24 protein-coding genes are annotated in these 26,276 nt (G+C 55.8%); 18 read left to right on the plus strand and 6 right to left on the minus strand.

Going from position 1 to position 26,276, the window contains the following annotated elements; genetic code table 11:
• Nucleotides 1-29 precede the first annotated feature (29 nt).
• Nucleotides 30-1,652 carry an alpha-glucoside-specific PTS transporter subunit IIBC gene (locus tag AC07P6_RS00095; RefSeq protein WP_182235402.1) on the plus strand — a complete coding sequence of 541 codons (1,623 nt, stop codon included), beginning with the start codon at nucleotides 30-32 and terminating at the stop codon, nucleotides 1,650-1,652.
• Nucleotides 1,649-2,971, plus strand: a complete 1,323-nt coding sequence (locus AC07P6_RS00100; RefSeq protein WP_182235401.1) for a 6-phospho-alpha-glucosidase — start codon at nucleotides 1,649-1,651, stop codon at nucleotides 2,969-2,971. Before AC07P6_RS00095 ends, AC07P6_RS00100 begins: the two co-directional genes overlap by 4 nt.
• On the opposite strand, the gene AC07P6_RS00105 is transcribed toward AC07P6_RS00100, so the two are convergent.
• Nucleotides 2,968-3,861 (minus strand): AraC family transcriptional regulator, encoded by an 894-nt coding sequence (locus AC07P6_RS00105; protein ID WP_434661029.1) that lies wholly within the window; start codon nucleotides 3,859-3,861, stop codon nucleotides 2,968-2,970. The two genes, AC07P6_RS00100 and AC07P6_RS00105, sit on opposite strands and share 4 nt — an antisense overlap.
• A gap of 167 nt (nucleotides 3,862-4,028) precedes the next feature.
• Here AC07P6_RS00105 and AC07P6_RS00110 point away from each other — a divergent pair, with 167 nt between their 5' ends.
• From AC07P6_RS00110 to AC07P6_RS00130, 5 genes are all read left to right on the plus strand, one after another.
• The gene (locus AC07P6_RS00110; RefSeq protein ID WP_182235399.1) at nucleotides 4,029-5,744 is read left to right on the plus strand and encodes a solute:sodium symporter family transporter; all 1,716 of its coding nucleotides are present in this window, start codon (nucleotides 4,029-4,031) and stop codon (nucleotides 5,742-5,744) included.
• Nucleotides 5,741-7,234 carry a sulfatase-like hydrolase/transferase gene (locus tag AC07P6_RS00115; RefSeq protein ID WP_434661030.1) on the plus strand — a complete coding sequence of 498 codons (1,494 nt, stop codon included), beginning with the start codon at nucleotides 5,741-5,743 and terminating at the stop codon, nucleotides 7,232-7,234. Before AC07P6_RS00110 ends, AC07P6_RS00115 begins: the two co-directional genes overlap by 4 nt.
• A 161-nt stretch (nucleotides 7,235-7,395) precedes the next feature.
• Nucleotides 7,396-7,743 carry a YidH family protein gene (locus AC07P6_RS00120; protein ID WP_004107145.1) on the plus strand — a complete coding sequence of 116 codons (348 nt, stop codon included), beginning with the start codon at nucleotides 7,396-7,398 and terminating at the stop codon, nucleotides 7,741-7,743.
• Nucleotides 7,733-8,095, plus strand: coding sequence for a DUF202 domain-containing protein (locus AC07P6_RS00125; protein WP_478315383.1), 363 nt, complete (start codon nucleotides 7,733-7,735; stop codon nucleotides 8,093-8,095). The genes AC07P6_RS00120 and AC07P6_RS00125 overlap by 11 nt, the downstream gene beginning before the upstream one ends.
• Nucleotides 8,092-8,622: a radical SAM protein gene (locus AC07P6_RS00130; RefSeq protein WP_182235396.1), complete on the plus strand. Its 531-nt coding sequence runs from the start codon at nucleotides 8,092-8,094 to the stop codon at nucleotides 8,620-8,622. Before AC07P6_RS00125 ends, AC07P6_RS00130 begins: the two co-directional genes overlap by 4 nt.
• 55 nt (nucleotides 8,623-8,677) lie before the next feature.
• Here the strand turns inward: AC07P6_RS00130 and dsdA are convergent, their stop codons facing one another.
• Together dsdA and dsdX are read right to left on the minus strand one after the other, a co-directional pair.
• Nucleotides 8,678-10,006: a D-serine ammonia-lyase gene (dsdA, locus tag AC07P6_RS00135; RefSeq protein WP_478315384.1), complete on the minus strand. Its 1,329-nt coding sequence runs from the start codon at nucleotides 10,004-10,006 to the stop codon at nucleotides 8,678-8,680.
• A gap of 16 nt (nucleotides 10,007-10,022) precedes the next feature.
• Nucleotides 10,023-11,360: a D-serine transporter DsdX gene (gene dsdX / locus AC07P6_RS00140; protein ID WP_478315385.1), complete on the minus strand. Its 1,338-nt coding sequence runs from the start codon at nucleotides 11,358-11,360 to the stop codon at nucleotides 10,023-10,025.
• Nucleotides 11,361-11,583: 223 nt separating this feature from the next.
• Here dsdX and dsdC point away from each other — a divergent pair, with 223 nt between their 5' ends.
• Nucleotides 11,584-12,513, plus strand: a complete 930-nt coding sequence (gene dsdC / locus AC07P6_RS00145) for a DNA-binding transcriptional regulator DsdC (RefSeq protein ID WP_434661034.1) — start codon at nucleotides 11,584-11,586, stop codon at nucleotides 12,511-12,513.
• 113 nt (nucleotides 12,514-12,626) lie between these two features.
• Here dsdC and AC07P6_RS00150 read toward each other — a convergent pair whose 3' ends face one another.
• Nucleotides 12,627-13,043 (minus strand): GNAT family N-acetyltransferase, encoded by a 417-nt coding sequence (locus AC07P6_RS00150; RefSeq protein ID WP_478315386.1) that lies wholly within the window; start codon nucleotides 13,041-13,043, stop codon nucleotides 12,627-12,629.
• A gap of 453 nt (nucleotides 13,044-13,496) precedes the next feature.
• On the opposite strand from AC07P6_RS00150, the gene AC07P6_RS00155 reads away from it, so the two are divergent.
• The 9 genes from AC07P6_RS00155 (at nucleotide 13,497) to AC07P6_RS00195 (ending at nucleotide 24,553) form a co-directional block, all read left to right on the plus strand.
• A complete protein-coding gene (locus AC07P6_RS00155; protein WP_478315387.1) occupies nucleotides 13,497-14,624 on the plus strand; it encodes an efflux RND transporter periplasmic adaptor subunit in 1,128 nt (375 codons plus the stop codon).
• On the plus strand, nucleotides 14,624-17,731 hold the full coding sequence (eefB, locus tag AC07P6_RS00160) for a multidrug efflux RND transporter permease subunit EefB (protein WP_478315388.1): 3,108 nt from the start codon (nucleotides 14,624-14,626) through the stop codon (nucleotides 17,729-17,731). The genes AC07P6_RS00155 and eefB overlap by 1 nt, the downstream gene beginning before the upstream one ends.
• A 3-nt stretch (nucleotides 17,732-17,734) precedes the next feature.
• Complete coding sequence (locus tag AC07P6_RS00165) at nucleotides 17,735-19,099, plus strand: efflux transporter outer membrane subunit (protein WP_478315389.1); 1,365 nt, start codon at nucleotides 17,735-17,737, stop codon at nucleotides 19,097-19,099.
• Nucleotides 19,100-19,149: 50 nt separating this feature from the next.
• Nucleotides 19,150-20,316: a multidrug effflux MFS transporter gene (locus AC07P6_RS00170; RefSeq protein ID WP_478315390.1), complete on the plus strand. Its 1,167-nt coding sequence runs from the start codon at nucleotides 19,150-19,152 to the stop codon at nucleotides 20,314-20,316.
• 161 nt (nucleotides 20,317-20,477) lie between these two features.
• Nucleotides 20,478-21,380: an N-acetylmuramic acid 6-phosphate etherase gene (gene murQ, locus AC07P6_RS00175; protein WP_478315391.1), complete on the plus strand. Its 903-nt coding sequence runs from the start codon at nucleotides 20,478-20,480 to the stop codon at nucleotides 21,378-21,380.
• 24 nt (nucleotides 21,381-21,404) lie between these two features.
• A complete protein-coding gene (murP, locus tag AC07P6_RS00180) occupies nucleotides 21,405-22,838 on the plus strand; it encodes a PTS N-acetylmuramic acid transporter subunit IIBC (RefSeq protein ID WP_182235386.1) in 1,434 nt (477 codons plus the stop codon).
• 104 nt (nucleotides 22,839-22,942) lie between these two features.
• Nucleotides 22,943-23,179 carry a type II toxin-antitoxin system CcdA family antitoxin gene (locus tag AC07P6_RS00185; protein WP_139538429.1) on the plus strand — a complete coding sequence of 79 codons (237 nt, stop codon included), beginning with the start codon at nucleotides 22,943-22,945 and terminating at the stop codon, nucleotides 23,177-23,179.
• A gap of 2 nt (nucleotides 23,180-23,181) precedes the next feature.
• Entirely contained in the window at nucleotides 23,182-23,490 is a 309-nt protein-coding gene (locus AC07P6_RS00190) for a CcdB family protein (protein ID WP_139538430.1), read from the plus strand.
• Between the two features lie 160 nt (nucleotides 23,491-23,650).
• A complete protein-coding gene (locus AC07P6_RS00195) occupies nucleotides 23,651-24,553 on the plus strand; it encodes a carboxylate/amino acid/amine transporter (protein WP_181484352.1) in 903 nt (300 codons plus the stop codon).
• Between the two features lie 3 nt (nucleotides 24,554-24,556).
• Here AC07P6_RS00195 and AC07P6_RS00200 read toward each other — a convergent pair whose 3' ends face one another.
• Nucleotides 24,557-24,814, minus strand: coding sequence for a hypothetical protein (locus tag AC07P6_RS00200; RefSeq protein ID WP_478315392.1), 258 nt, complete (start codon nucleotides 24,812-24,814; stop codon nucleotides 24,557-24,559).
• Nucleotides 24,814-25,764 (minus strand): Rpn family recombination-promoting nuclease/putative transposase, encoded by a 951-nt coding sequence (locus AC07P6_RS00205; protein WP_478317116.1) that lies wholly within the window; start codon nucleotides 25,762-25,764, stop codon nucleotides 24,814-24,816. Before AC07P6_RS00205 ends, AC07P6_RS00200 begins: the two co-directional genes overlap by 1 nt.
• A gap of 213 nt (nucleotides 25,765-25,977) precedes the next feature.
• Here AC07P6_RS00205 and AC07P6_RS00210 point away from each other — a divergent pair, with 213 nt between their 5' ends.
• Nucleotides 25,978-26,271, plus strand: a complete 294-nt coding sequence (locus AC07P6_RS00210; protein ID WP_478315393.1) for a YicS family protein — start codon at nucleotides 25,978-25,980, stop codon at nucleotides 26,269-26,271.
• Nucleotides 26,272-26,276: the final 5 nt, after the last annotated feature.

Genomic DNA, 26,276 nt, shown 5'->3' on the forward strand with positions numbered 1-26,276 from the left:
CCTACGAGTTGTTACATGAGGATTTTCAAATGCTCAGTCAAATACAACGCTTTGGCGGCGCCATGTTTACCCCGGTTTTACTCTTTCCTTTCGCCGGGATCGTGGTGGGTATCGCCATTATGCTGCGTAACCCGATGTTCGTCGGCGAAGCGCTCACAGCACCCGATAGTTTATTTGCTCAGATCGTTCACATCATTGAAGAGGGCGGCTGGACCGTCTTTCGTAATATGCCGCTGATTTTCGCCGTCGGTCTGCCGATCGGCCTGGCGAAACAGGCTCAGGGCCGGGCCTGTCTGGCGGTACTGGTGAGTTTTCTCACCTGGAACTATTTTATCAACGCCATGGGGATGACCTGGGGCCATTTCTTCGGCGTCGACTTTTCCGTTGAACCGACCGCAGGCAGCGGCCTGACGATGATGGCCGGGATTAAAACGCTCGATACCAGCATTATCGGCGCGATCGTTATTTCCGGGCTGGTGACCGCCCTGCATAACCGCTATTTCGATAAACCGCTGCCGGTATTCCTCGGCATCTTTCAGGGCTCCTCGTTTGTGGTGATTGTCGCTTTCCTGGCGATGATCCCCTGCGCCTGGCTCACCCTGCTCGGCTGGCCAAAAGTGCAGATGGGCATTGAGTCGCTACAGGCCTTTTTACGCTCCGCCGGGGCGCTGGGCGTCTGGGTATACATCTTCCTCGAACGCATTCTGATCCCGACCGGTCTGCACCACTTCGTCTACGGCCCATTTATCTTCGGTCCTGCGGTGGTAGAAGGCGGCATTCAGGTCTACTGGGCGCAGCATTTACAGGAGTTCAGCCAAAGCACCGAAGCGCTGAAAACCCTGTTCCCGGAAGGCGGATTTGCGCTGCACGGTAACTCGAAGGTCTTTGGTTCGGTAGGCATTGCGCTGGCGCTTTACTTCACCGCCGCGCCGGAAAACCGCGTCAAGGTTGCCGGGTTGCTGATTCCTGCCACTTTGACCGCCATGCTGGTGGGGATAACCGAACCCCTGGAATTCACCTTCCTGTTCATCTCGCCGCTGCTGTTTGCCGTCCATGCGGTACTGGCGGCGACCATGGCGACGGTGATGTATATCTGCGGCGTGGTGGGCAACTTTGGCGGCGGCCTGCTTGACCAGTTCCTGCCGCAAAACTGGATCCCCATGTTCCACAACCACGCGTCGATGATGTTTATCCAGATAGGCGTTGGCGTGTGCTTCACCGCGCTCTATTTCGTCATTTTCCGTGCGCTGATTCTGCGCCTGAACCTGAAAACGCCGGGCCGTGAAGAGAGCGAAATCAAACTCTACAGCAAAGCCGATTACCAGGCCGCGCGCGGCAAAACCAGCGTCGCAGGGGCAACGGATACCAAACTGGGTCAGGCCGCAGGCTTCCTGCAGGCGCTGGGCGGGGCGGGCAATATCGAGAGTATTAATAACTGCGCCACCCGGCTGCGTATTGCGCTGGTCGACATGGCGAAAACGCAAAGTGATGACGTGTTTAAAGCGCTGGGCGCCCACGGCGTTGTGCGCCGCGGTAACGGGATTCAGGTCATCGTTGGCCTGCATGTTCCCCAGGTCCGCGACCAGCTTGAAACCCTAATGAAAGATTCTCTACAGACCGAACAAACCACCATGACGGAGGCAGTATCATGAAAAAATTCTCAGTTGTTATCGCAGGCGGCGGCAGTACCTTTACCCCGGGCATCGTACTGATGTTGTTAGCAAACCAGGATCGCTTCCCGCTACGGGCGCTGAAATTTTACGACAACGACGGCGCGCGTCAGGAGACCATCGCCGAGGCGTGCAAAGTAATTCTCAAAGAGCAGGCACCGGAGATTGAATTCAGCTACACCACCGACCCGCAGGCGGCCTTTACTGACGTTGATTTCGTAATGGCGCACATCCGCGTGGGCAAATATCCGATGCGTGAAAAAGACGAAAAAATCCCGCTGCGCCACGGCGTGTTGGGCCAGGAAACCTGCGGTCCAGGCGGTATTGCCTATGGTATGCGTTCTATCGGCGGCGTACTCGAGCTGGTGGATTATATGGAAAAATATTCACCGAATGCCTGGATGCTCAACTACTCCAACCCGGCGGCGATTGTGGCGGAAGCAACCCGCCGCCTGCGTCCGAACGCTAAAATTCTCAACATTTGCGATATGCCGATCGGCATTGAAGGGCGGATGGCGCAAATCGTCGGTCTCAAGGATCGCAAGCAGATGCGCGTGCGCTACTACGGCCTTAACCACTTTGGCTGGTGGACCTCGATTGAGGATCTGCAGGGTAACGATCTGATGCCGAAGCTGCGCGAACATGTGGCGAAATATGGCTATGTTCCGCCATCGAACGACCCGCACACCGAAGCGAGTTGGAACGATACCTTCGCCAAAGCGAAAGACGTGCAGGCGCTGGATCCGGATACGATGCCGAATACTTACCTCAAGTATTATCTGTTCCCGGACTATGTGGTGGCGCACTCTAATCCGGAACGCACCCGCGCGAACGAAGTGATGGATCATCGTGAGAAAAACGTCTTCAGCGCCTGTCGGGCGATTATTGAAGCGGGTAACTCTTCGGCAGGCGATCTGGAAATCGACGAACATGCTTCCTATATCGTCGATCTGGCGGCGGCTATTGCCTTTAATACCCAGGAACGCATGTTGCTGATTGTGCCGAACAACGGCGCGATTCATAACTTTGATGCCGATGCGATGGTGGAAATTCCGTGCCTGGTCGGCCACAACGGACCGGAGCCGTTAACGGTCGGTGATATTCCTCACTTCCAGAAAGGGATGATGAGCCAGCAGGTGGCGGTGGAAAAACTGGTGGTGGATGCCTGGGAACACCGCTCTTACCACAAGCTGTGGCAGGCCATTGCGCTGTCGAAAACCGTACCGAGCGCCTCCGTTGCTAAAGCGATTCTCGACGACCTGATTGCGGCCAACAAAGAGTACTGGCCAGAACTGCGCTAACCTTGTCGACCGGCATCCAATGGGTGCCGGTCTGCATGTTTCAGGACCGATGATGGCGCGTAGCCAAACTTATGCTTAAACGCTTTGCTGAAATGAAATGAGTCAAAGAAGTTAAGCATATCCGCCACCTGACCCACCGAATTCCCCTCTTGTCTTAATAGCGAAAGCGCCAGTTCCAGCCGGGCATCCAGGTAGTATTCCTTCGGCGTTTTACCGGTATAGCGTAAGAACAAACGGCGCAGCCATGCCTCGCTGCAGGGGATGGTGGCAGCCATATCCGCGACGCTCCAGCGCCGTTGCAGGCTGCCATGCAGTGCTGCTATCAGTTTTTCAACTTGTATCCGCTGAGGGTCTTTTTTACCTTCAGCATAAATAAGGCAAATCCACTGATATATTATTTTGGTAAGAAAGGCAACCGCCAGATTATTTTTCATTGAATCAGGAGATGTAATTAAACGTGAAACCTCCGCCAGTTCCTGATTATAATTTTCGCCATTATAAATAACGCTTTGTTGCCGAAGCGGAATATCCATAATGCTGGTTGGAGTAAATTCCATCCAATACTGTTCCCAGACTAAACCTTCGCAGTGATAGGACTGAATATCCGTTGGTTTTAAAAAAATAATACAGTTTCCGGTTAATGTGATTTTCTCGCCATCCTTTAGCAGAATTTTCCCACAGCCCTGAACGGTATAGACCGCTACCCATGAGTTGGCGATGAGGGGTTTTTTCTTATCGCGAGGCCAAATTACCCGATAATGTTCATCGGCGTAGGTATGCCATAGTGAGATCAAAGAAATTCCGCTTGAGATCACATTTTCGTTAATCAACAGGGGAATATTGTACGTAGTTTCGTTTTTTACATGCGAATTTTGCAAGTTTCCATTCATTTTATTTCCCCGTCGGAGAATTATGCCCACAACCTGAACATAACAGAAAAAATTCGTTCAGGGATATGACGTTTGTATTTTAAGAAATCTGACTGCCTGACCCGGTGAGCAATACCTCATGTTGGCTCTACAGCTGCCGGGACATAATGAAAAACAAGGGCTATGAGATGAATACGCTTCAAATTCTGAGCTTTGTGGGTTTTACGCTACTGGTGGCGGTAATCACCTGGTGGAAGTTGCGAAAGGCGGATACCGGTTCGCAACAGGGATATTTTCTGGCAGGACGTTCGTTAAAAGCGCCGGTGATTGCCGCATCGCTGATGCTAACCAATCTCTCGACGGAACAGCTGGTGGGATTGACCGGCCAGGCCTATCGTAGCGGGATGTCGGTGATGGCGTGGGAAGTGATCTCCGCGATTCCACTGATTTTTCTGGCGCTGATTTTTTTGCCGCGCTATTTACAACGCGGCATTGCGACCATTCCGGATTTTATTGAAGAACGCTATGACAAAACCACCCGTATCATTATCGACTGCTGCTTTTTGATTGCGACAGGGATCTGTTTTCTGCCCATCATCCTGTACTCTGGCGCACTTGCCTTTAACAGTATGTTCCATGTCACTGAAACATTTGGGATTTCGCAACACACCGCCATTTGGTTGATGGCTGTCGTGCTGGGGTTCTGCGGCATCCTATATGCCGTCGTCGGCGGAATGCGCGCGATTGCGATTGCCGATGTGATCAACGGTATTGGCCTGGTGATTGGTGGCTTGATGGTGCCGTTATTCGGCCTGATGGCAATGGGCAAAGGTAGCCTGAGTGAAGGCATTACGCGCTTAACCGAGGACCACAGCCAGATGCTGAACTCCATCGGCGGCAGTAACGACCCGGTACCGATTGGCGCGGCGCTGACCGGGCTCATCCTGGTGAATACCTTCTACTGGTGTACTAACCAGGGGATTGTTCAGCGTACCCTGGCATCAAAAAGCTTGTCGGAAGGGCAAAAAGGGGCGCTCTTGACGGCGGTGCTGAAGATGCTGGATCCGCTGATTCTGGTTCTGCCCGGGGTTATTGCCTTCCACCTCTTCCAGGATTTGCCGAGTGCGGATATGGCCTATCCGGCGCTGGTGAACAAAGTGATGCCGTTGCCGCTGATCGGCTTTTTTAGCGCGGTGTTATTCGGCGCGATTATCAGCGCGTTCTGCGGCTTTCTCAACAGCGCCTCGACGCTGTTTAGCCTGGGAATTTATCGCCGTTTGATTAATGAGCAAGCCAGCCCTGACAAACTGGTTAGTGTAGGTCGTCGCTTTGGTTTCATCGTGGCGGTGGTTTCCGTGCTGGTTGCGCCGTGGATTGCCTATGCGCCGCAGGGACTTTACAGCTGGATGAAACAGCTCAATGGCATATACAACGTCCCGCTGGTTACCATCGTCATTATGGGCTTCTTCTTCCCGCGCATTCCAGCGCTGGCAGCAAAGGTTGCGATGGGGCTCGGCATCGTCAGCTATATCACTATCAACTATCTGGTGAAGTTCGATTTCCACTTCCTCTACGTACTGGCCTGTACTTTCTGCATCAACGTAGTGGTGATGCTGATTATCGGCCTCATTAAGCCGCGCGCAACGCCGTTTAAATTCCATGATGCCTTTGCGGTAGATATGAAACCGTGGAAAAACGTGAAGATCGCCTCAATTGGTGTCCTTTTCGCAATGATTGGCGTCTATTCCGGTCTGGCGCAGTTTGGTGGTTACAACTCTCAGTGGTTGACGGTTCTTAGCTACGCCATCGCCGCCGCGGTCGTGATCTATTTGATCTACAGCAGCTGGCAAACAGGCCGCACAACCAATGTGAACGGTGTTTCTGACGTTAAGGAAAAATCATGAGTCGCCCCAATTTCCTGTTTATTATGACCGATACCCAGGCCACCAATATGGTGGGCTGTTACAGCGGTAAGCCGCTGAATACCAATAATATTGATAATCTGGCCGCTGAAGGTATCCGCTTCAATTCCGCCTACACCTGCTCGCCGGTATGCACCCCGGCGCGCGCCGGGCTGTTTACCGGGATTTACGCCAACCAGTCCGGCCCATGGACTAATAACGTCGCGCCGGGGAAAAACATCTCCACCATGGGACGTTACTTCAAAGATGCGGGCTACCACACTTGCTATATCGGCAAGTGGCATCTCGACGGCCACGACTATTTCGGCACCGGCGAGTGCCCTTCTGAGTGGGATGCTGACTACTGGTTTGATGGCGCGAATTACCTCGCGGAACTGACCGAGGAAGAGATCAGCCTGTGGCGCAACGGCCTGAACTCGGTTGAAGATTTACAGCGACACGGTATCGACGAAACCTTTACCTGGGCGCACCGCATCAGCAATCGGGCGGTAGACTTCCTGCATCAACCCACGCGCGCCGACGAGCCGTTCCTGATGGTGGTGTCCTATGACGAGCCGCACCATCCGTTTACCTGCCCGGTGGAGTATCTGGAGAAGTATCAGGACTTTTATTACGACCTCGGGCCGAAGGCTCATGACTCGCTGGCGAACAAACCCGAGCACCATCGGCTATGGTCCGAGGCTATGCCGTCCCCGCTGGGCGAAGACGGGCGCTATCACCATCCGCTCTATTTTGCCTGCAACGACTTTGTTGATGACCAGATTGGTCGGGTGATCGATGCCTTAACCCCGGAACAGCGGGAGAATACCTGGGTGATTTACACCTCCGATCACGGCGAGATGATGGGCGCGCATAAGCTCATCAGCAAAGGCGCGGCGATGTATGACGACATCACCCGTATCCCGCTGATAATGCGCCCGCCGCAGGGGGAATCCATGCAGATCGATACGCCGGTCAGCCATATCGACCTGCTGCCGACGATGATGGCGCTGGCGGGCATCGATAAGCCGGATATCCTGCCGGGGGAAAACATCCTGCAAGCCGAAACGCCGCGCGGTGTGATGGTGGAATTCAACCGTTATGAGATTGAGCATGACAGCTTTGGCGGTTTTATCCCGGTGCGCTGCTGGGTGACCGATGAGTACAAACTGGTGCTCAATCTGTTTACCAGTGATGAACTGTATGATCGGAAAAATGACCAGGATGAGCTACATAACCTGATCGATGTCCATGAATTCGCCGACGTTCGCTGCCGAATGCACGATGCGCTGCTGGATTATATGGATAAAATCCGCGACCCGTTCCGCACCTATCAGTGGAGCCTGCGCCCGTGGCGGCCTGAGGCCCAGCCGCGCTGGATGGGCGCTTTCCGCCCGCGTCCGCAGGACGGCTATTCCCCGGTAGTACGTGACTACGACACCGGCCTGCCGACCCAGGGCGTGAAGGTTGAGGAGAAAAAGCAGAAGTTCTGACGAACTGCACCACTGCCGACAATCAGCCTGATAGCCCGACCCTAACGGGTTATCAGGCCTGAACTTTCTCTGAAATGGGGCGATTATTAATGCCTTCCGCTTTGCCTCTCAGGTAGAATCGCCGGTATTTTACGCACCCGGGTACCCATCAAGGAGTCATGATGAAAATATCCCGCCTTGGCGAAGCGCCGGACTACCGTTTCTCGCTGGCCAACGAACGTACCTTTCTGGCGTGGATCCGCACTTCGCTCGGTTTCCTCGCGGGGGGCGTTGGCCTGGACCAGCTGGCGCCGGATTTTGCCACGCCGCTGATTCGCGAAATCCTCGCTCTGCTGTTGTGCCTGTTTGCCGGTGGTCTGGCGATCTACGGCTATTTGCGCTGGCTGAGCAACGAAAAGGCGATGCGGCTTAAGCAGGACCTTCCCTACACCCGCACTTTGCTGCTGATCAGTATTCTGCTGACGATTGTTATCGTGGTGGTCATGGCGTTAGTGCTCTATGCCGGATAATCGCCGGGCGCGTCGCGAGAGCGACCCGGGCCTGCAGCCGGAGCGTACGTCGCTGGCCTGGTTCCGCACGCTTTTAGGCTATGGCGCGCTGCTGGCGCTGGCGATTAAACACCACTGGCATCAGGCGGGGCTACCGTTCTGGATCTCGCTGTGCATATTGCCGTTCGTCGCCATCATCCTCTGGCGTTATACCCGCAACCGCAATTTGATGGATGTTGAGCAAAGCGATTTTGTTCAGCGGCAGGCGGTTCGTGACAAATTTTTGATCGCATTCGCAGTACTTTCTCTGTCATTGCTGTTTGCTATAACGCACATACGACAGGTGATTTTGTTTATTAAGGATGTGATATGACAGGATGTCAGGCCGATTATGGTGACGATCAGCACTGCGGCAACTGCAAATCTCTGGTGAGCGATATTCCGGTGCAGGAAGTGGTTATCCACCGTCAGGAGTGTGAAAACCCCGAGCGTGTCTACCTTCAACTGAGCGCGAAGGGGGCCGTGGCTATCAAGTTTATTCCCCATCTGCAGCCCACCGATGCCCGGCTTTGGGGGGATTTTCTCTGCGCGGTGTTTGCTATTTGGGTCAAGGAAGACGCGAACCGCATTGTGGTGCCGCTGTTTGAGGCCACGCTACGTGCCTGGCGCGGTGAGGCGGTGCGTTATGCTAACAATCCACCGGGGCCGGCCTGCGCGGGCTGCCCCTGGCTAAGATTATGCGGCGGCGGCTGCCCGCAGTTGCGTCTGGAAGATGGCTCCAATGCGCTATGCGAGGGATACCGGCAGTTTTACAGCTGGAGCGCCCCCTATATGCGCGTCCTGCGTGATTTACTCAATCAGCACCGCTCGCCGGTTGAACTGATGCATCTGCTGCGCTAAAAAAATGGCGACGAAAGCACCTCTTCGTCGCCATTTTGTTTACCCGTCGACTGGCTTAACGCCCCTTCGCCAGATACTGCGCCATCTCCTCTTCCGGCACCATACCGCCGCCGGTCGCCCACACCAGATGGGTGGCGTTCTGCATCTGCTCAGCGGTGAAACCGTGCATCTGCTGATACGCCTGGCTGGCGCACACCCGCTGCGGCCCGGCCATTCCCGCCAGAGCGGACGGCTCCAGACGCAGGTTTTCTTCCTGCGCCAGCCAGCCCAGCATGTCGTACATGGTCTGGTCATCTAGAGAATAGAACCCATCCAGCAGGCGCTCCATCGCCCGGCCAACGAAGCCCGACGCGCGGCCTACGGCCAGACCGTCGGCGGCAGTCAGATTATCAATCCCCAGATCCTGAACCGAAATCTCATCATGCAGGCCGGTATAGACCCCCAGCAGCATACAAGGCGAGTGGGTCGGCTCGGCGAAGAAGCAGTGCACGTTGTCACCGAAAGCCAGCTTCAGGCCAAATGCCACTCCGCCGGGGCCGCCGCCAACGCCGCACGGCAGGTAAACAAATAGCGGATGATCGGCATCCACCACGCGTCCTGCGCGAGAAAACTGCGCTTTTAGCCGCTCACCGGCCACGGCGTAGCCGAGGAACAGGGTGCGCGAGTTCTCATCATCAATAAAGAAGCAGTTCGGGTCCGATTCGGCGGCTTTACGCCCCTGCTCGACCGCCACGCCGTAATCCTCTTCGTACTCCACCACGGTAACGCCGTGGCTGCGCAGTTTGGCTTTTTTCCACGCACGGGCGTCGGCGGACATATGTACCGTCACCTTAAAGCCGATACGCGCGCTCATAATGCCAATCGACATCCCGAGGTTGCCGGTGGATCCAACGGCGATGCTGTACTGGCTAAAGAACTGCCTGAATTCCGGGGTCAGCAGCTTGCGGTAGTCATCGGAAGTTTTTAACAAGCCTGCGTTGATAGCCAACTTCTCCGCATGGGTCAGCACCTCGTAAATGCCGCCGCGGGCCTTAATCGAGCCGGAAATCGGCAGGTGGCTGTCTTTTTTCAGCAACAGATCGCCGCTAATCGGCTGGCTGAAGGCTTTTTCCAGCCGGGCTTTCATTGCCGGGATAGCGACCAGTTCCGACTCGATAATACCGCCGGTGGCGGCGGTTTCCGGGAAGGCTTGCGCCAGATACGGCGCAAAGCGATCGAGCCTGGCGTGGGCGTCCTGAACGTCTTCAGTCGTTAAACCAACATAGGGTAAACCTTCCGCCAGCGATGTTGTTGACGGGTTAAACCAGGTGGTTTCTTTCAGGGCAATCAGCTCCTCCAGCAGAGGAAACTGTGCGATTAAAGTGGTCATGTCAGCGTTTTTCATATTACGTCCTTCGCGCTCAGATGATGAAAGAAAGCAGGAATGTACCGGCCAGTGCAAGTAACGAGGCGATAAAGGTCGCCGTTGTATAGTACTTGAACGTTTCGTTGAGGCTTGCGCCGCAGTACTGTTTAACCAGCCAGAACAGGGAATCCGTTACGATAGTGCAGCCAATCGCGCCTGAGCCGATGGCGATAGCAATGATTTCCGGGCTCACGCCGGGATAGAGCGGCAGCATTGGTGCGACGATAGCTGTTGCGCCCATCATCGCCACGGTAGCGGAACCGACAGCGGCGTGCAGAATCAGTGCCACCAGCCAGGCTAGCAGAATTGGGTGCATGTCGAGGTTTGACAAAATCACCGCCAGCGTATCGGCCAGGCCGCTGGTTTTCAGAATGGCGTTGAAGGCCCCGCCAGCGCCGATAATCAGCAGAATATTGGCAATCGAACCGAAGCAGTTTTCCGTATGCGTCAGCAGGGTGCTCATCCCCATATCCTGGCGAATGCCCAGCACGTAGTACGCCACGAAGACGGCGATAAACATCGCGGTGATTGGGTTACCGATAAACTCCAACAGCATGTACAGCGTGCCGCCTTTGGCCATATTCAGTTCGGCAACGGTTTTTACCAGCATCAGACCGATTGGCAGCAGCACCGTAAATAGTGTGGCGCCGAGCGACGGTAGCGTCTCTTCTTTGCGCACTTCCAGGTTGGAAAACTCAGCCGGAACCGATTTAAACGGCAGACGGTTGCCGAGCAGACGCAGGAACAAGGGGCCGCCGACCAGAGACGCCAGCAGGCCCACCAGCAGACCATAGACGATCACCGTGCCGATATCCGCGCCCAGCTTGTTGGCAACGAACAGCGCCGCCGGATGCGGAGGCACCACGCAGTGCACTGCCATCAGCGCCGTACACAGCGGGATTGCCAGCTTGAGTAGCGACGTGTTGGTCTTTTTGGCAATGGAAAACGCCAGTGGGATAAGCAGAACGACGCCCACTTCAACGAATAGCGTAATCCCGCAAATCAGGCCCACCAGCACCATAATCACATCCGCCGACAGCCAGCGGCAGCGCTGGAGCGTCAGGCCGATGCGTTCCGCCGCGCCGGAAACCTCCATCATCTTGCCGAGAATGGTTCCCAGCCCAATGACCGCCGCCAGGAAGCCCAGCGTGCCGCCAATCCCGCTCTCAATGGCGTTAACCATATCCAGCGGGCTCATCCCCATCATTGCGCCAACGAAAAAACTCGCCAGCAGCAGCGCCAGGAATGGGTGAAACTTCAGTTTGACGATAGTTATCACAATCAACACGATGCTGATAAGCAACGTGCTCACAACCCAGATCTGAGATTCCATACCCCACCTCGCCTGTGAATAATCTGTGGTTATTGAACAGAAAAACAGCATGCGCTGACAAACGATATAAACGACGCTTAAGGTGAATCAGATTGAATCAAAAAGGTGATTTGGCTCTAAAATAGTCTGTTTATTGTGTTATGAATCACTTTTATTCATCTTTAAAGTGCGGTCAGGGCGAAAATTTTCTTACAATCGACGCTGAAAAGCGAAGGAGCAAGAAATGGAAACGCTAAAAGATCTGGGTAACCGGCTGCTTAACGGCTGGCAGTTGTCGAAGCTCTATACCTTTGAAGTCGCTGCCCGGCATGAGTCGTTTGCGCTGGCGGCGGAAGAGCTATCGCTGACGCCGAGCGCGGTCAGTCACCGAATAAACCAGCTTGAAGAGGAGCTGGGGATCCAGCTGTTTGTGCGATCGCATCGCAAGGTGGAACTGACGCATGAAGGCAAGCGGGTGTTCTGGGCGCTGAAATCCTCGCTGGACAGCCTCAATCAGGAGATTCTGGATATAAAAAACCAGGAGCTGTCGGGCACGTTAACCGTCTATTCGCGCCCGTCCATCGCCCAGTGCTGGCTGGTTCCGGCGCTGGGTGATTTTACCCGTCGCTACCCGTCGATCTCGCTCACCGTGCTGACCGGCAACGATAACGTCAATATGCAGCGTGCGGGGATCGACCTGGCGATTTACTTTGATGATGCGCCCTCATCGCAGCTCAGCCATCATTTTCTGATGGATGAGTCCATCGTGCCGGTTTGTACGGCGGATTACGCACGCCAGCATCAGCTTCAGCAGAGTCCCGATAACCTTCGTCACTGTACGCTATTGCATGACCGTCAGGCCTGGAGCAACGATTCCGGTACCGATGAGTGGTTTAGCTGGGCGCAACAATTTGCGATTAATTTGCCGCAATCGTCGGGAATTGGCTTCGATCGTTCCGATTTAGCGGTGATTGCGGCGATGAACCACGTTGGTGTGGCAATGGGGCGTAAACGGCTTGTGCAAAAGCGCCTCGATAGCGGGGAGCTGATCGCGCCGTTCGGCGACATGATGCTGAAATGCCACCAGCACTATTATGTGACGACACTGCCGGGCCGTCAGTGGCCGAAAATCGACGCGTTTATCAATTGGTTGCAGAGTCAGGCGCAATTATGATGACCGGATTGTTTTGCTAGCCCTGGCAGGCGCTGACTGGGCTACGGGTTCACTGCCCCTGCGATCGGGTACCCGGACAGGTGCACAGCACCGCCTCCGGGAAAAGAGCAGGCTTATAATACCTTCAATAAATAATGGCGCTCCATACCCACATGCGGGAAATCCGGCAGCGACATCTGCAGCTGATAACCCAACTTCTGATAAAACGGCAGCGCCTGAAAGCTGAACGTATCCACCAGCACGTGGCTACAACCGCGCTCCCGCGCCTGGTTTTCCGCTGCTTGCATCAGTTCTCTGACTAACCCGCTACCGCGCGAAGCTTCACTGACCCACAGATACTCAATACACAGCCAGCTGCCTTTGCGTTTGGCTATCAACCCCCCACGCATCACGCCAGCATCATCGCGTGAATAAACCCCCAGCTCACCAAACTGCGCCGGGTCCAGAAAACGTAAATTGTATTCCCGCAGCCCTGTCAGCAGCTCCTCCTGGTCGGCGGGATTAATGCTATCTGTTATTATTAATGCCATTAATTATCTCCATTTTTTATTTTTCACAGACCATTCACCACTCTACTTTCACAAAATATTCTTATTTTCTCCATTATTTCCTGACTAAATTTCACCCACTAAATGTTGTGTAAAAAACCTTCCCATCATTCGGCATAGACGTATAATGGACAAAAATGAGAATGATCATTCTCAAAATCATAACGTATGGAGAAACCCATGAGTCATACCCTGTAGCAGGCATAACTGCTCGGGTCAGAGTCTGTAACCGCCGTCTGACACCGTACTCGCCGTTCGGGGGAACTCTCGGAAAAACCGTTTAATTCATAGCGGTAATAACCGAGTCATTTACTGCAAACAGGAATATTTATTTTCCATTTGTTATTTGTGCTTGCCCGGAGATGCATCATCGCCCGGCCCATCACCCCGCCAATAAATTTGCGGGGCGGACGTCGTTCATCCTGAGAAAATATAATGAAATACACCATCACACCCATCGCAGCAGCTGCATTATTTCTCCTTAGTGGATGCGATAACGCGCAAACTTCCGCCCCACAGCAGATGACCCCGGAAGTCGGTGTTGTCACCTTGCAAGGCCAGCCTCTTCCGGTGGTGAGCAGCCTTACGGGCCGCACTACCGCCTCGCTAAGCGCCGAGGTCCGCCCGCAGGTCGGCGGTATCGTACAAAAACGCCTGTTTACCGAGGGCGATATGGTCAAAGCTGGACAAGCGCTGTACCAAATCGACCCGTCCAGCTATCGGGCAACATTTAACGAAGCTGCCGCGTCGCTGAAACAGGCTCAGGCGCTGGTCACCGCCGACTGCCAAAAAGCCCAGCGCTACGCGGTGCTGGTGAAAGATAACGGTGTCTCCCGCCAGGACGCCGACGACGCGCTGTCGACCTGTAATCAGGATAAAGCCAGCGTTGAGTCGAAAAAGGCGGCGTTGGAGAGCGCGCGCATTAACCTGAACTGGACCACCGTCACCGCGCCGATTGCCGGGCGTATCGGTATCTCCTCCGTGACGCCGGGTGCGCTGGTTTCCGCCGATCAGGATACCGCGCTGGCGACGATCTGCGGGCTGGACACCATGTACGTCGATCTCACCCGATCCAGCGTCGATCTGCTGCGCTTGCGCAAGCAAAGTCTGGCGAGCAACAGCGATACCCTTAACGTCACGCTGACCCTTGAAGACGGCAGCACCTACAGCGAAAAAGGCCGCCTGGCGCTGACCGAAGTGGCGGTGGATGAATCTACCGGCTCGGTCACGCTGCGCGCGGTCTTCCCTAATCCGCAGCACGTGCTGCTGCCGGGAATGTTCGTTCGCGCCCGCGTCGACGAAGGCATTATGGATGATGCAATCCTTGCCCCGCAGCAGGGTATCACCCGCGATGCTAAAGGCGATGCGACCGCGCTGGTGGTCAACGCCAGCAGCAAAGTTGAGCAGCGTAGCGTGGAAACAGGCGACACCTACGGTGACAAATGGCTGATCGTCAACGGCCTGAAGCGCGGCGATAAGCTGATTGTTGAAGGCACCAGCAAAGTCGCGCCGGGCCAGCAGGTGAAAGCCGTCGACGTTAAAAACGACGGAGGCAACGCCTGATGTTCTCTCGTTTCTTTGTGCGACGCCCGGTTTTCGCCTGGGTTATCGCCATTCTGATTATGCTCGCCGGGATTCTGGCGATCCGCACCCTGCCGGTCGCCCAGTATCCTGACGTCGCACCGCCGGCGGTAAAAATCTCCGCCACCTATACCGGGGCCTCTGCGGAAACCCTGGAAAACAGCGTCACCCAGGTTATCGAACAGCAGCTTACCGGCCTGGATAACCTGCTCTACTTTACGTCTACCAGCAGCTCCGACGGCTCGGTCAGCATTACCGTGACCTTCGAGCAGGGCACCGACCCGGATACCGCGCAGGTTCAGGTACAGAATAAAGTGCAGCAGGCGGAATCACGCCTGCCGAGCGAAGTTCAACAATCCGGCGTGACGGTAGAAAAATCGCAGAGCAGCTTCCTGCTGATCCTCGCGGTGTATGACAAAAACAACAAAGCCACCAGCTCCGATATCTCCGACTGGCTGGTGAGCAACATGCAAGACCCACTGGCGCGTATTGAAGGCGTCGGTAGCCTGCAGGTGTTCGGCGCGGAGTACGCCATGCGCATCTGGATGGACCCGACCAAACTAGCCTCTTATTCGCTGATGCCTTCCGATGTGCAATCGGCGATTGAAGCGCAGAACGTGCAGGTTTCCGCCGGTAAAATCGGTGCGCTGCCCGCTTCTAACGCTCAGCAGCTGACCGCCACCGTGCGCGCCCAGTCGCGCCTGCAAACCGCCGCCCAGTTCAAAGAGATTATCGTTAAGAGTAAAACCGACGGCTCGGTGGTACGCCTGAGCGATGTCGCCCGCGTCGAAATGGGCAGCGAAGATTACACCGCCTCCGCCAACCTCAACGGTCACCCGGCCGCCGGGATCGCGGTGATGATGGCCCCCGGCGCCAACGCACTGAACACAGCGACGCTGGTGAAAAGTAAGATTGCCGAATTCCAGCGTCAGATGCCGCAGGGCTACGATATCGCCTACCCGAAAGACAGCACCGAGTTCATCAAAATCTCGGTTGAGGACGTGATTCAGACGCTTTTCGAGGCCATCATCCTCGTGGTCTGCGTGATGTATCTGTTCCTGCAAAACTTCCGCGCCACGCTGATCCCGGCGGTGGCGGTTCCGGTCGTGCTGCTGGGTACATTCGGCGTGCTAGCGCTGTTCGGCTACTCCATCAACACCCTGACGCTGTTTGCGATGGTGCTGGCGATAGGCTTGCTGGTGGATGATGCCATCGTGGTGGTGGAAAACGTCGAGCGTATTATGCGCGACGAAGGGCTGCCCGCCCGCGAAGCCACTGAAAAATCGATGGGTGAAATCTCCGGCGCACTGATCGCCATTGCGCTGGTGCTCTCGGCGGTATTCCTGCCGATGGCCTTCTTCGGCGGTTCCACCGGGGTTATTTACCGCCAGTTCTCGGTGACCATTATCTCGGCGATGATGCTCTCCGTGGTGGTCGCGCTAACCTTAACCCCGGCGCTGTGCGGCGCGCTGCTCAGCCATTCTAAACCTCACACCAAGGGCTTCTTCGGCGGCTTTAACCGCCTGTGGGGACGCACCGAGCAGGGCTATCAGCATCGTGTTGTCGGCGGCCTGCGCCGCTCGGCGATGATGATGGGCGCTTTTGTCCTGATTTGCGGCGGCATGGCGCTGGCGATGTGGAAACTGCCGGGCAGCTTCCTGCCGACCGAGGATCAGGGAGAAATCATGGTCCAGTACACGCTGCCTGCCGGGGCAACGGCGGTGCGCACCGCTGAGGTTCGCCGTCAGGTCACCGACTGGTTCCTCACCAAAGAGAAAGCCAATACCGACGTGATCTTTACCGTTGACGGCTTTAGCTTTAGCGGCAGCGGACAGAACGCCGGGATGGCCTTCGTGTCGCTGAAAAACTGGTCCGAACGTAAAGGCGAAGCCAATACCGCTCAGGCTATCGCCCTGCGCGCCACCAAAGAGCTGGGCAGCATTCGCGATGCCACCCTGTTCGCCATGACCCCGCCGTCGGTGGATGGTCTGGGGCAGAGCAACGGTTTCACCTTCGAGCTGATGGCCAGCGGCGGCACCGATCGCGATAGCCTGATGAAAATGCGCAGCCAACTGCTGGCGGCGGCCAATCAAAGTTCTGAACTGCAATCGGTGCGCGCCAACGATCTGCCGCAGATGCCGCAGCTGCAGGTGGATATCGATAACAACAAAGCCGTGTCGCTCGGGCTGTCTTTGAGCGATGTCACCGATACCCTCTCCAGCGCCTGGGGCGGTACCTACGTCAACGACTTTATCGATCGTGGTCGCGTGAAAAAGGTCTATATCCAGGGCGAAAGCGATGCCCGTGCTGTGCCGTCCGACCTCGGTAAATGGTTCGTGCGCGGCAGCGACGACAGCATGACGCCATTCTCCGCCTTCGCCACCACCCGTTGGCAATACGGCCCGGAAAGCCTGGTACGCTACAACGGCTCCGCCGCCTTTGAAATCCAGGGCGAGAACGCCAGCGGCTTTAGCTCCGGCGCGGCAATGGACAAGATGGAAGCCTTAGCCAATAACCTGCCCGCCGGTACCACCTGGGCATGGAGCGGCATGTCGCTGCAGGAAAAACTGGCTAGCGGCCAGGCGATGAGCCTTTACGCCATCTCAATTCTGGTGGTCTTCCTGTGCCTGGCAGCGCTGTATGAGAGCTGGTCGGTACCGTTCTCGGTCATCATGGTTATCCCGCTCGGGCTGCTCGGCGCGGCGCTGGCGGCATGGATGCGCGGTCTGAACAACGACGTTTACTTCCAGGTGGCGCTGCTGACCACCATCGGCCTGTCGTCGAAGAACGCCATTCTGATCGTCGAATTCGCAGAATCGGCAGTGGAAGAGGGGTATTCGCTATCACGAGCCGCGATGCGCGCCGCGCAGACCAGACTGCGACCCATTGTGATGACTTCGCTGGCGTTTATCGCCGGGGTTCTGCCGCTGGCGATCGCTACCGGAGCCGGGGCTAACAGCCGCGTGGCGATCGGTACCGGGATTATCGGCGGGACCCTGACGGCAACGCTGCTGGCGGTGTTCTTCGTGCCGCTGTTTTTTGTGCTGGTGAAACGCTTCTTCACCCGCCATCGCTCTTCTCAGGAGTAAGTTATGTTTCGTTTCACCTTGGTTTTTGTCGCGCTCCTGACGGCGGGCTGTGTTTCCCTCGACCCGAACTATGAGCGCCCGGCAGCCCCCATTCCGGCCACCCTGCCGGGCATCCACGGCGAGGCCACCGCGGTGGTCAGCGACTGGCAGCAGGTGGTGAATGACGCCCGCCTTAAAAAAGTGGTCAGCATCGCGCTGACCAGCAACCGCGATGTGCAGAAAGCGCTGGCCGATATCGAAGCCGCGCGCGCCCAGCTTGGCGAAACGCGCGCCGCGCTGTTTCCGACTCTCGACGCCGAGCTAAGCCACACCCGTAGCAAAACGGTCGCCAGCGGCCTCACGTCGTCATCGGAAGCCGACGGCGCGGTCTCCAGCTTCGAGCTGGATCTGTTTGGTAAGAATCAAAGCCTGACGCGCGCGGCGAGAGAAACCTGGCTTGCCAGCGAATTCACCGCCCAGAATACACGTCTGACGATGATTGCCGACCTGACCACCGCCTGGGTAACGCTTGCGGCGGATAACAGCAACCTGGCGCTGGCTCAGGACACCATGGCCAGCGCGGAGAACTCGCGCAAAATTGTCACTCGCCAGATGGAGGTCGGCACCGCCTCGGCAAGCGACCTGAGCGATGCCGAAAGCGTTTACCAGCAGGCGCGCGCCAGCGTCGCCAGCTACCGCACGCTGGTAGCGCAGGATAAAAACGCCCTCAATCTGCTGGCCGGGGAAACCGTGCCGGATAGCCTGCTGCCCGGCACCCTGGAAAGCCTCGGCGATCGCAGTATCACCCTGGTTCCGGCGGGCGTCTCTTCATCGGTCCTGCTGCGTCGTCCGGATATCCAGGAAGCAGAGCATAATCTGAAAAGCGCTAACGCTGATATTGGCGCGGCACGGGCCAACTTCTTCCCGTCTATCTCGCTGACCGCCAGCGCCGGGGTCGGCAGCGATTCGCTCTCTTCGCTGTTCAGTCACGGCATGCAGGTGTGGTCATTCGCGCCGTCCATCAGCCTGCCGCTGTTTACCGGCGGCAGTAATCTGGCGCAACTGCGTTATGCTGAAGCGGAGAAAAAGGGGCTCATTGCCACCTATGAGAAGACGATTCAGAGCGCCTTCAAGGATGTCGCCGACGCGCTGGCGCGGCGGGAAACGCTTAGTGAGCAGCTGGATGCGCAGAATAAATATGTCGCGGCGGAGCAGAAATCGTTGAATATTGCGATGAAGAGCTATCAGGCCGGGGTAGGGGATTATCTGTCGGTGCTAACCGCTCAGCGCACGCTGTGGTCGGCGCAGACTACGCTTATCTCCCTCCAGCAAACGGACCTGGAAAACCGCATTACTCTCTGGCAGTCGCTGGGAGGCGGCGCCAGCTAATGTTTTTTCCGGGCGGCAACGCCCGGCATTCTGACAAGGAGCCTGTTTGTATGTCCCGAATTTCTCTTTCCTGGGTAGTGGTTCTCGGTTTACTCAGCGCCATTGGGCCCCTGTGTACCGACTTCTATCTGCCCGCGCTGCCGGAAATCACCCAGCAGCTTAGCGCCACCGGCACGCAGACCCAGCTGTCGCTGACCGCAGCGCTGATTGGCCTCGGCCTCGGTCAGCTGTTTTTTGGCCCGCTGAGCGACCGCATTGGCCGTAAAAAGCCGCTGGCGTTCTCGCTGCTACTGTTTATCTTCTCCTCGGCAATGTGTGCGATAACCTACGACATTCACATGCTGATCGCCTGGCGATTTCTGCAAGGTTTCGCCGGAGCAGGTGGCTCGGTGCTGTCACGTTCCATCGCCCGCGACCGCTATCAGGGCACCCTGCTGACCCAGTTTTTCGCCCTGCTGATGACCGTTAACGGTATTGCGCCGGTACTTTCGCCGGTGCTCGGCGGCTGGATCATCACCGCCTTTGACTGGCGTATCCTGTTCTGGGCGATGGCGGCGATCGGCGTGGTATTACTGTTGCTCAGCCTGACTGTGCTGCACGAAACGCTGCCGGCAAAAAGCACCGCCTCGGTTACCCAGCCGCAGGACGATACCCCGGTGCTGAAAAACCGCCGCTTTATGCGCTACTGCCTGATTCAGGCCTTTATGATGGCCGGTTTGTTCTCGTATATCGGTTCATCCTCGTTCGTCATTCAGAGTGAATACGCCATGAGTGCGATGCAGTTCAGCCTGTTGTTCGGCCTTAACGGCATTGGGCTGATTATCGCGGCGCTGATCTTTTCCCGCCTGGCGCAGCGATTTAGCGCAGAAGGCCTGCTGCGTGGCGGCCAGCTGCTGGCGGTGACCTTTGCGGCAGTCACTCTGCTGTTTGCCTGGCTACAGCTGCCGACGTTGGCGCTGGTCGGCCTGTTCTTTACCGTCTCGATGATGAGCGGCATCAGCACCGTCGCCGGCGCGGAAGCGATGAATGCGATTAGCGCCCGCCAGTCCGGCACTGCATCGGCGCTGATGGGCACGCTGATGTTTGTGTTCGGCGGTATTGCCGCGCCGCTGTCTGGTTTAGGTGGTGAAACAATGCTGAAAATGAGCCTCGCGATGACCCTTTGCTATCTGGCCGCCCTGCTGATTGGTCTGAAAAAACCGCGCACTATTGAGTAAACTCTCCTGGCGGTAATAAAAAATTCCACTTTTATTACCGCCATATTTCCCGCTACGACTGAAATCTCTTATTATTCATTCAACATCAATCGTGATAGCCTTCACATGAAAGGAATAATTAATTCCTTATACTGCCTGCCACTGTGAATAATGAGGTTCCTATGACTATCGACCTGAGCAAACTGCTGACCGAGCGCCGCAACGCCAATAGCGCCAACATTGATACCCTCTCCACCGAAGAGATGCTGACGGTGATTAACCAGGAAGACCAGCAGGTGGCTCACGCTATCACCCCTTATCTGGCGCAGATTGCCCAGGTGGTGGATAAAGTCGCAGCGGCGCTACAGGCTGGCGGACGGCTGATTTATATCGGAGCGGGGACCTCCGGTCGTCTGGGGATCCTTGATGCCAGCGAATGTCCGCCGACCTTCGGCACTCGTCCAGAGCAGGTTGTCGGTATTATCGCTGGCGGCCATAAAGCGATTCTGAGCGCCGTGGAGAACGTCGAAGATAACAAAGCGCAAGGCGCGATGGACCTGCAGAACCTTAACTTTAGCAGCCGCGATGTACTGGTCGGCCTGGCCGCCAGCGGGCGCACCCCGTACGTGATTGGCGCGATGGAATATGCCCGCAGCCAGAGCGCTTTTGTCGCTATCGTTAGCTGCAACCCACATGGCGAAATGGCTCAACTGGCGGATGTTGCCATTACGCCGGTGGTCGGCCCGGAAGTTGTCACCGGTTCAAGCCGTCTGAAGGCCGGTACCGCGCAGAAGCTGGTACTGAATATGATTTCCACCGGGGCAATGATCCGCATCGGCAAGGTCTACAGCAATTTGATGGTGGACGTTGAAGCCACCAACGCCAAGCTGATTGAGCGCCAGGTTTCTATCGTCATGGAGGCCACCGAATGTGACCGTGCGACGGCGCAAAGCGCGCTGGATGCCTGCGGTCGCCACTGTAAAACGGCGATTGTGATGGTGCTGGCTGGTTTAAGCGCCACGCAAGCCCAGGCGCTGCTGGCCAAAAACGACGGCTATATCCGCAAGGCGCTGAGCCACTCCTGACCGCTGACCAACAGGTAATCTGCAATGGCAAAAATAAATAAAGAGATGATAGTGCGGATCCTCAATCACGTTGGCGGAGCCGGAAACATAGCGCAAGCGGGAAACTGTATGACCCGACTGCGCCTGACCCTGCGCGATGAGTCGCGGGCCGATAGCGCCGCCATCCGTCAAATTGAGGGCGTGATGGGTGTTATCGTTAGCGATGAGCAGTTCCAGGTGGTGCTTGGCCCTGGCAAGGCGCAAACCGCAGCGGAAATGATGAATGCGTTACTGGAAGAGGCTCCGGCGGACGCGCCGTCTCTGGCCGATGTGGCAGCAGAGAAAAAGCAAGCGCTGAAGAGTAAGCAAACCAGCGGTGTTCAGAAGTTTCTCGCCAAATTTGCCACCATTTTTACTCCGCTGATCCCCGGCTTTATTGCCGTTGGGTTGCTGCTGGGCTTTGCCACTCTGGCAGAACAGATGTTTGTGCTGGAAAACGCCCATCCGAACGCCACGGTGGTGGCGCTGATTGGCTACATGAAGGTGTTCAGCAAGGGAATGTTTACCTTCCTGAGCATCCTGATCGGCTATAACGCCCAGAAGGCGTTCGGCGGGTCCGGCGTTAACGGCGCGATTATCGCTGCGCTGTTTGTTCTCGGCTATAACCCCGAGGCCACCAGCGGATTCTATTCCGGGATCACCACCTTCTTCGGCCACGGTATCGATCCGCGTGGCAATATTATCGGCGTACTGATTGCCTCAATTATTGGCGCATGGGTGGAAAGACAAGTGCGCCGGGTGATGCCCGCAAACCTCGATATGATCCTCACCTCAGCCGTAACGCTGCTGATTATGGGCGCGGTAACCTTTATCGTGATTATGCCTATCGGCGGCTGGCTGTTTACCGGAATGTCGTGGTTGTTCCTGCACCTTAACGGCAACCCGTTCGGCTCTGCGGTGCTGGCCGGTTTGTTCCTGCTGGCGGTGATGTTCGGCGTGCATCAGGGCTTTGTGCCGGTCTATTTCGCCCTGGTGGATGCGCAAGGGTTTAACTCGCTGTTCCCGATTCTGGCGATGGCCGGAGCCGGGCAGGTGGGCGCAGCGCTGGCGCTGTTCTGGCGGGCGAAACACGGCTCTTTGCTGCGTACCCAGATTAAAGGGGCGATTATTCCCGGCTTCCTCGGTATTGGCGAACCGCTGATTTACGGTGTGACGCTGCCGCGCATGAAGCCGTTTATCACTGCATGCCTCGGCGGCGCCTGCGGCGGTTTCTTCCTCGGCCTGATTGCATGGCTGGGTCTGCCGGTTGGCCTCAATACCGTGTTCGGTCCTTCCGGTCTGGTGGCGCTGCCGCTGATGACCTCCGGCAGCGGAATTTACGCCGGAATGGCGGTATATGCTGCCGGGTTGGCGGTCTCTTATCTTTGTGGATTTGCCCTGACCTGGCTGTTCGGCAGTAAAAACGTTGATTTGAGCTAAGACGCACGTCTGATGTATAAAGCTTGAACATTTTTTAACCCGCCGAATGGCGGGTTAATTTATTTACGTGTAATCTACACGTGTATACTACACAGGAGATTCCTATGCCAACCGCAAAACGCAATAAACAGAACGTCAGCGTGACGCTGGACCCTGTCCTGGTCAAACAGGCCCGTGAGGTCGGCATTAATCTTTCTCTAACGTTGACTAACGCCCTAAAAAGCGAAATTCACAGCCTTGAATTAGCCCGCTGGCAAAAAGAAAATGCCCAGGCAATCGACTACCTCAATGATTTAACAGAGGAAAACGGACTTCTTTCTGACGAATACAGGACGTTCTGAATATGCAGTATTACGTTTATAAAAATACAGGTCGAATTGCTGCGTATCCTTACCTCCTTGATGTACAAAGTGACATTATCGGTAAGCGTAATACTCGGGTCGTGATCCCACTGTTTCCACTGATAAATTATAAAGGTCCGCGTGCCGATCGTTTAACACCGGTTGTCACCGTAGAAGGGGAAGAGTACGTCGTGATGACCCACGAACTCGCCAGTATCCCGCATCGTGTTCTGGGTGAAGAAGTCTGTAATCTGAATCACCAGCGTGAGGTCGTTAAAGCATCAATGGATTTTCTTTTCGACGGGATCTAACTCGCTTCAAGATTACGCGGCGCATAGCCAAACCTTGGGTTCTTTCGCCGCGATGGCAGCGAACCAGCATACCAAATACTCCAACTACCATTTCCTGCCCCGCCGCCCGGACGCGCTCATGTTATGATGCCGCTTTTGCGATATTTCACTTGAGGGAAAGATGGGCTCCAGCAAAAAAGGGATGCTGAACGTACTAATAGCCGCCGTGCTGTGGGGCAGTTCCGGCGTCTGTGCGCAATATATTATGCAGCAAAGTCAGATGTCATCGCCGTTTCTGACCATGACGCGCCTGCTGTTCGCGGGTCTGATTCTTCTGATGCTCTCGTTCGTTCATGGCGACAAAATATTTCGCGTTCTGCAAAACCGCAAAGATGCGATTAGCCTGCTGATCTTCTCGCTGTTCGGTGCGCTCACCGTGCAGTACACCTTCCTGATGACTATCGAGAAATCCAACGCCGCCACCGCGACGGTACTGCAGTTCCTGTCGCCGACGATTATCGTCGCCTGGTTTGCTATCGCCCGAAAAACACGCCCCAGTCCGCTGGTGCTGGCGGCTATCGGTACCTCGCTGGCGGGTACTTTCCTGCTGGTCACCCATGGCAACCCGACAACGCTGTCGATTTCCCCCGCCGCGTTATTCTGGGGTATCGCCTCGGCGTTTGCTGCCGCCTTCTACACCACTTATCCTTCAACGCTGATTGCCCGCTACGGCACGCTGCCGATCGTCGGCTGGAGCATGCTGCTCGGCGGCGCGATGTTGTTGCCGTTCTACGCCGGCCAGGACAACCATTTTGTGGTTAACGGCAGCCTGCTGCTGGCATTTTTCTATCTGGTGGTTATCGGCACGTCGCTGACCTTCAGCCTCTACCTGAACGGCGCGCAGAAGATTGGCGGCGCAAAGGCGGGTATTCTTAGCTGCGCGGAGCCGCTGAGCAGCGCCTTGCTCTCTTTGCTGCTGCTCGGCATTACGTTTACCCTCCCGGACTGGCTGGGCACTCTGTTGATTCTCTCTTCGGTGGTGCTGATCGCCATGGATTCGCGGCGTAGGGTTAAAACGGCCTGACGATTATCTGGCTGAGGATGCTGTGGCCTGAGTTTGCAGCATCTTCATATCGTCATCTGATAGCTGGCAAACAACCCTTACCAGCTCGCGCTCAAACCCCTGCTCCAGACATGAACGAGCAATACGTAACGCCTCTTCTCGTTTACCTTCCTGAAATCCTTCATAAAAATTCAGGTAAAATTCCAACAGATATCCCAGCAAATACTCTTGTTGTAACTCCTGTGGTATCTCTTCCAGCCGTAGCCTCTCTACAATCGTCATTAATTTTCCCCCATCTTGAGGGATGCGTCCTGGAATGCATTCAGATCGTCATCCGAGAGCCCGATAGTCATCCGTACCAGCTCGCGCTCAAACCCCTGCTCCAGAAATAAACAGGCAATACGTAACGCTTCTTCTTGTCTACCTTCTTGTTTACCTTCTAACTTGCCCTCCAACTTGCCCTCTTGTCTCCCTTCCTGCCGTAGTCTTTCCGCAATGGTCATCAGTGTCTCCTTATGTTGAGGAACGCGCCGTGCGGCCTCGTGAAGAAACTCATCAAAACGAGGCGCATCTCCACACTGCAGCATGTAATTAAACAGCGCTTTCATCTGGCTGTCATTAGCGCAACCTTTAACCAACAGCACCGCTAACTTTTCCACCAGGCCAAGTAAATCACGCTGGCGGATATGCTTTTGGATCAGTTCCAGCAGCGCTATGCGACGGTGCTGCATGATTTCGTCATCCGGCACCACGGTGATATCCACCAGCGGGAAAGCGGCGGCATAGAGCTGACGCGCGGCAATTGCATCGGCAAACTCATCCAGCCAGCACAGCGAGAAGGGGTAAGGGCTTTTAGCGCCGTGATAGAACAGCATCGGCACCACCAGCGGCAGCGTTTTGTGCCCGGCGTCCAGATGGCGCTGCATGGCGGCTAGCGCATAGCGCATCAGCCTGAACGCCATATGGGCATCCGGTGTGCTCTGATGTTCAATCACTACGTAGATATAGCCATCGCCATCGCTGGTTTTCAGCGACCACAGCACATCGGAATAGCTGGCGCGTAAATCGGCTTCAATAAAGCTACCGGACTCCAGCCTGAGCGTTTGCAGATCGCACAACTGGCGCAGCGAAGCGGGCAGGTGGATCTCGATAAAGTCCCTGGCGCAATCGGGATGAGATAAAAATTGTTTAAAAACCGCATCATGCGGTGTTGAGGTCGTCCCTTTTTTCATCATGGTTCGCCATCCTGGAAGCGTAATGCCGGGAATGTACCCGCTCGAATGACGGCGGGCACCCGGGATTTATCCGCTTTGCTTGCCGCTACGGAAGATAAATTTCACCTGTTGAAACGGCTTCATTTTTGCGGAAAGCCGCACGCAAAATGGCTCACTCAGGAATGCGTCTATAGTTAGAGGAACGCTTTAATAAAAATAAGGATATCCGTGATGAAAAGAATGAGTATTGCGCTGTCGTTGGCTATCTGCCTGGCGCTACCTGGTGTGGCAACAGCCGCACCGCTCTCCGGACTGAAGTTTGAGCAACAAAAGCAGCAGATAGTGAAGGATGTGAGGAAAAACTGCCCTGCCAGCAGCGGCATGGCGGATACGATATTTGCCAATCGCGTGCTGGAGTCACCAGAAAATAAAGTCGCCGTGCAAAGCGCAGCGCGAGCGTTGGATAAAAACAACGATGCCGCCTATCAGAAAGCGATCGGCGGCATTCAGTGCCCGACGCAGTAGCGCCC

The organism is Klebsiella sp. GFKo11, assembly GCF_056490265.1.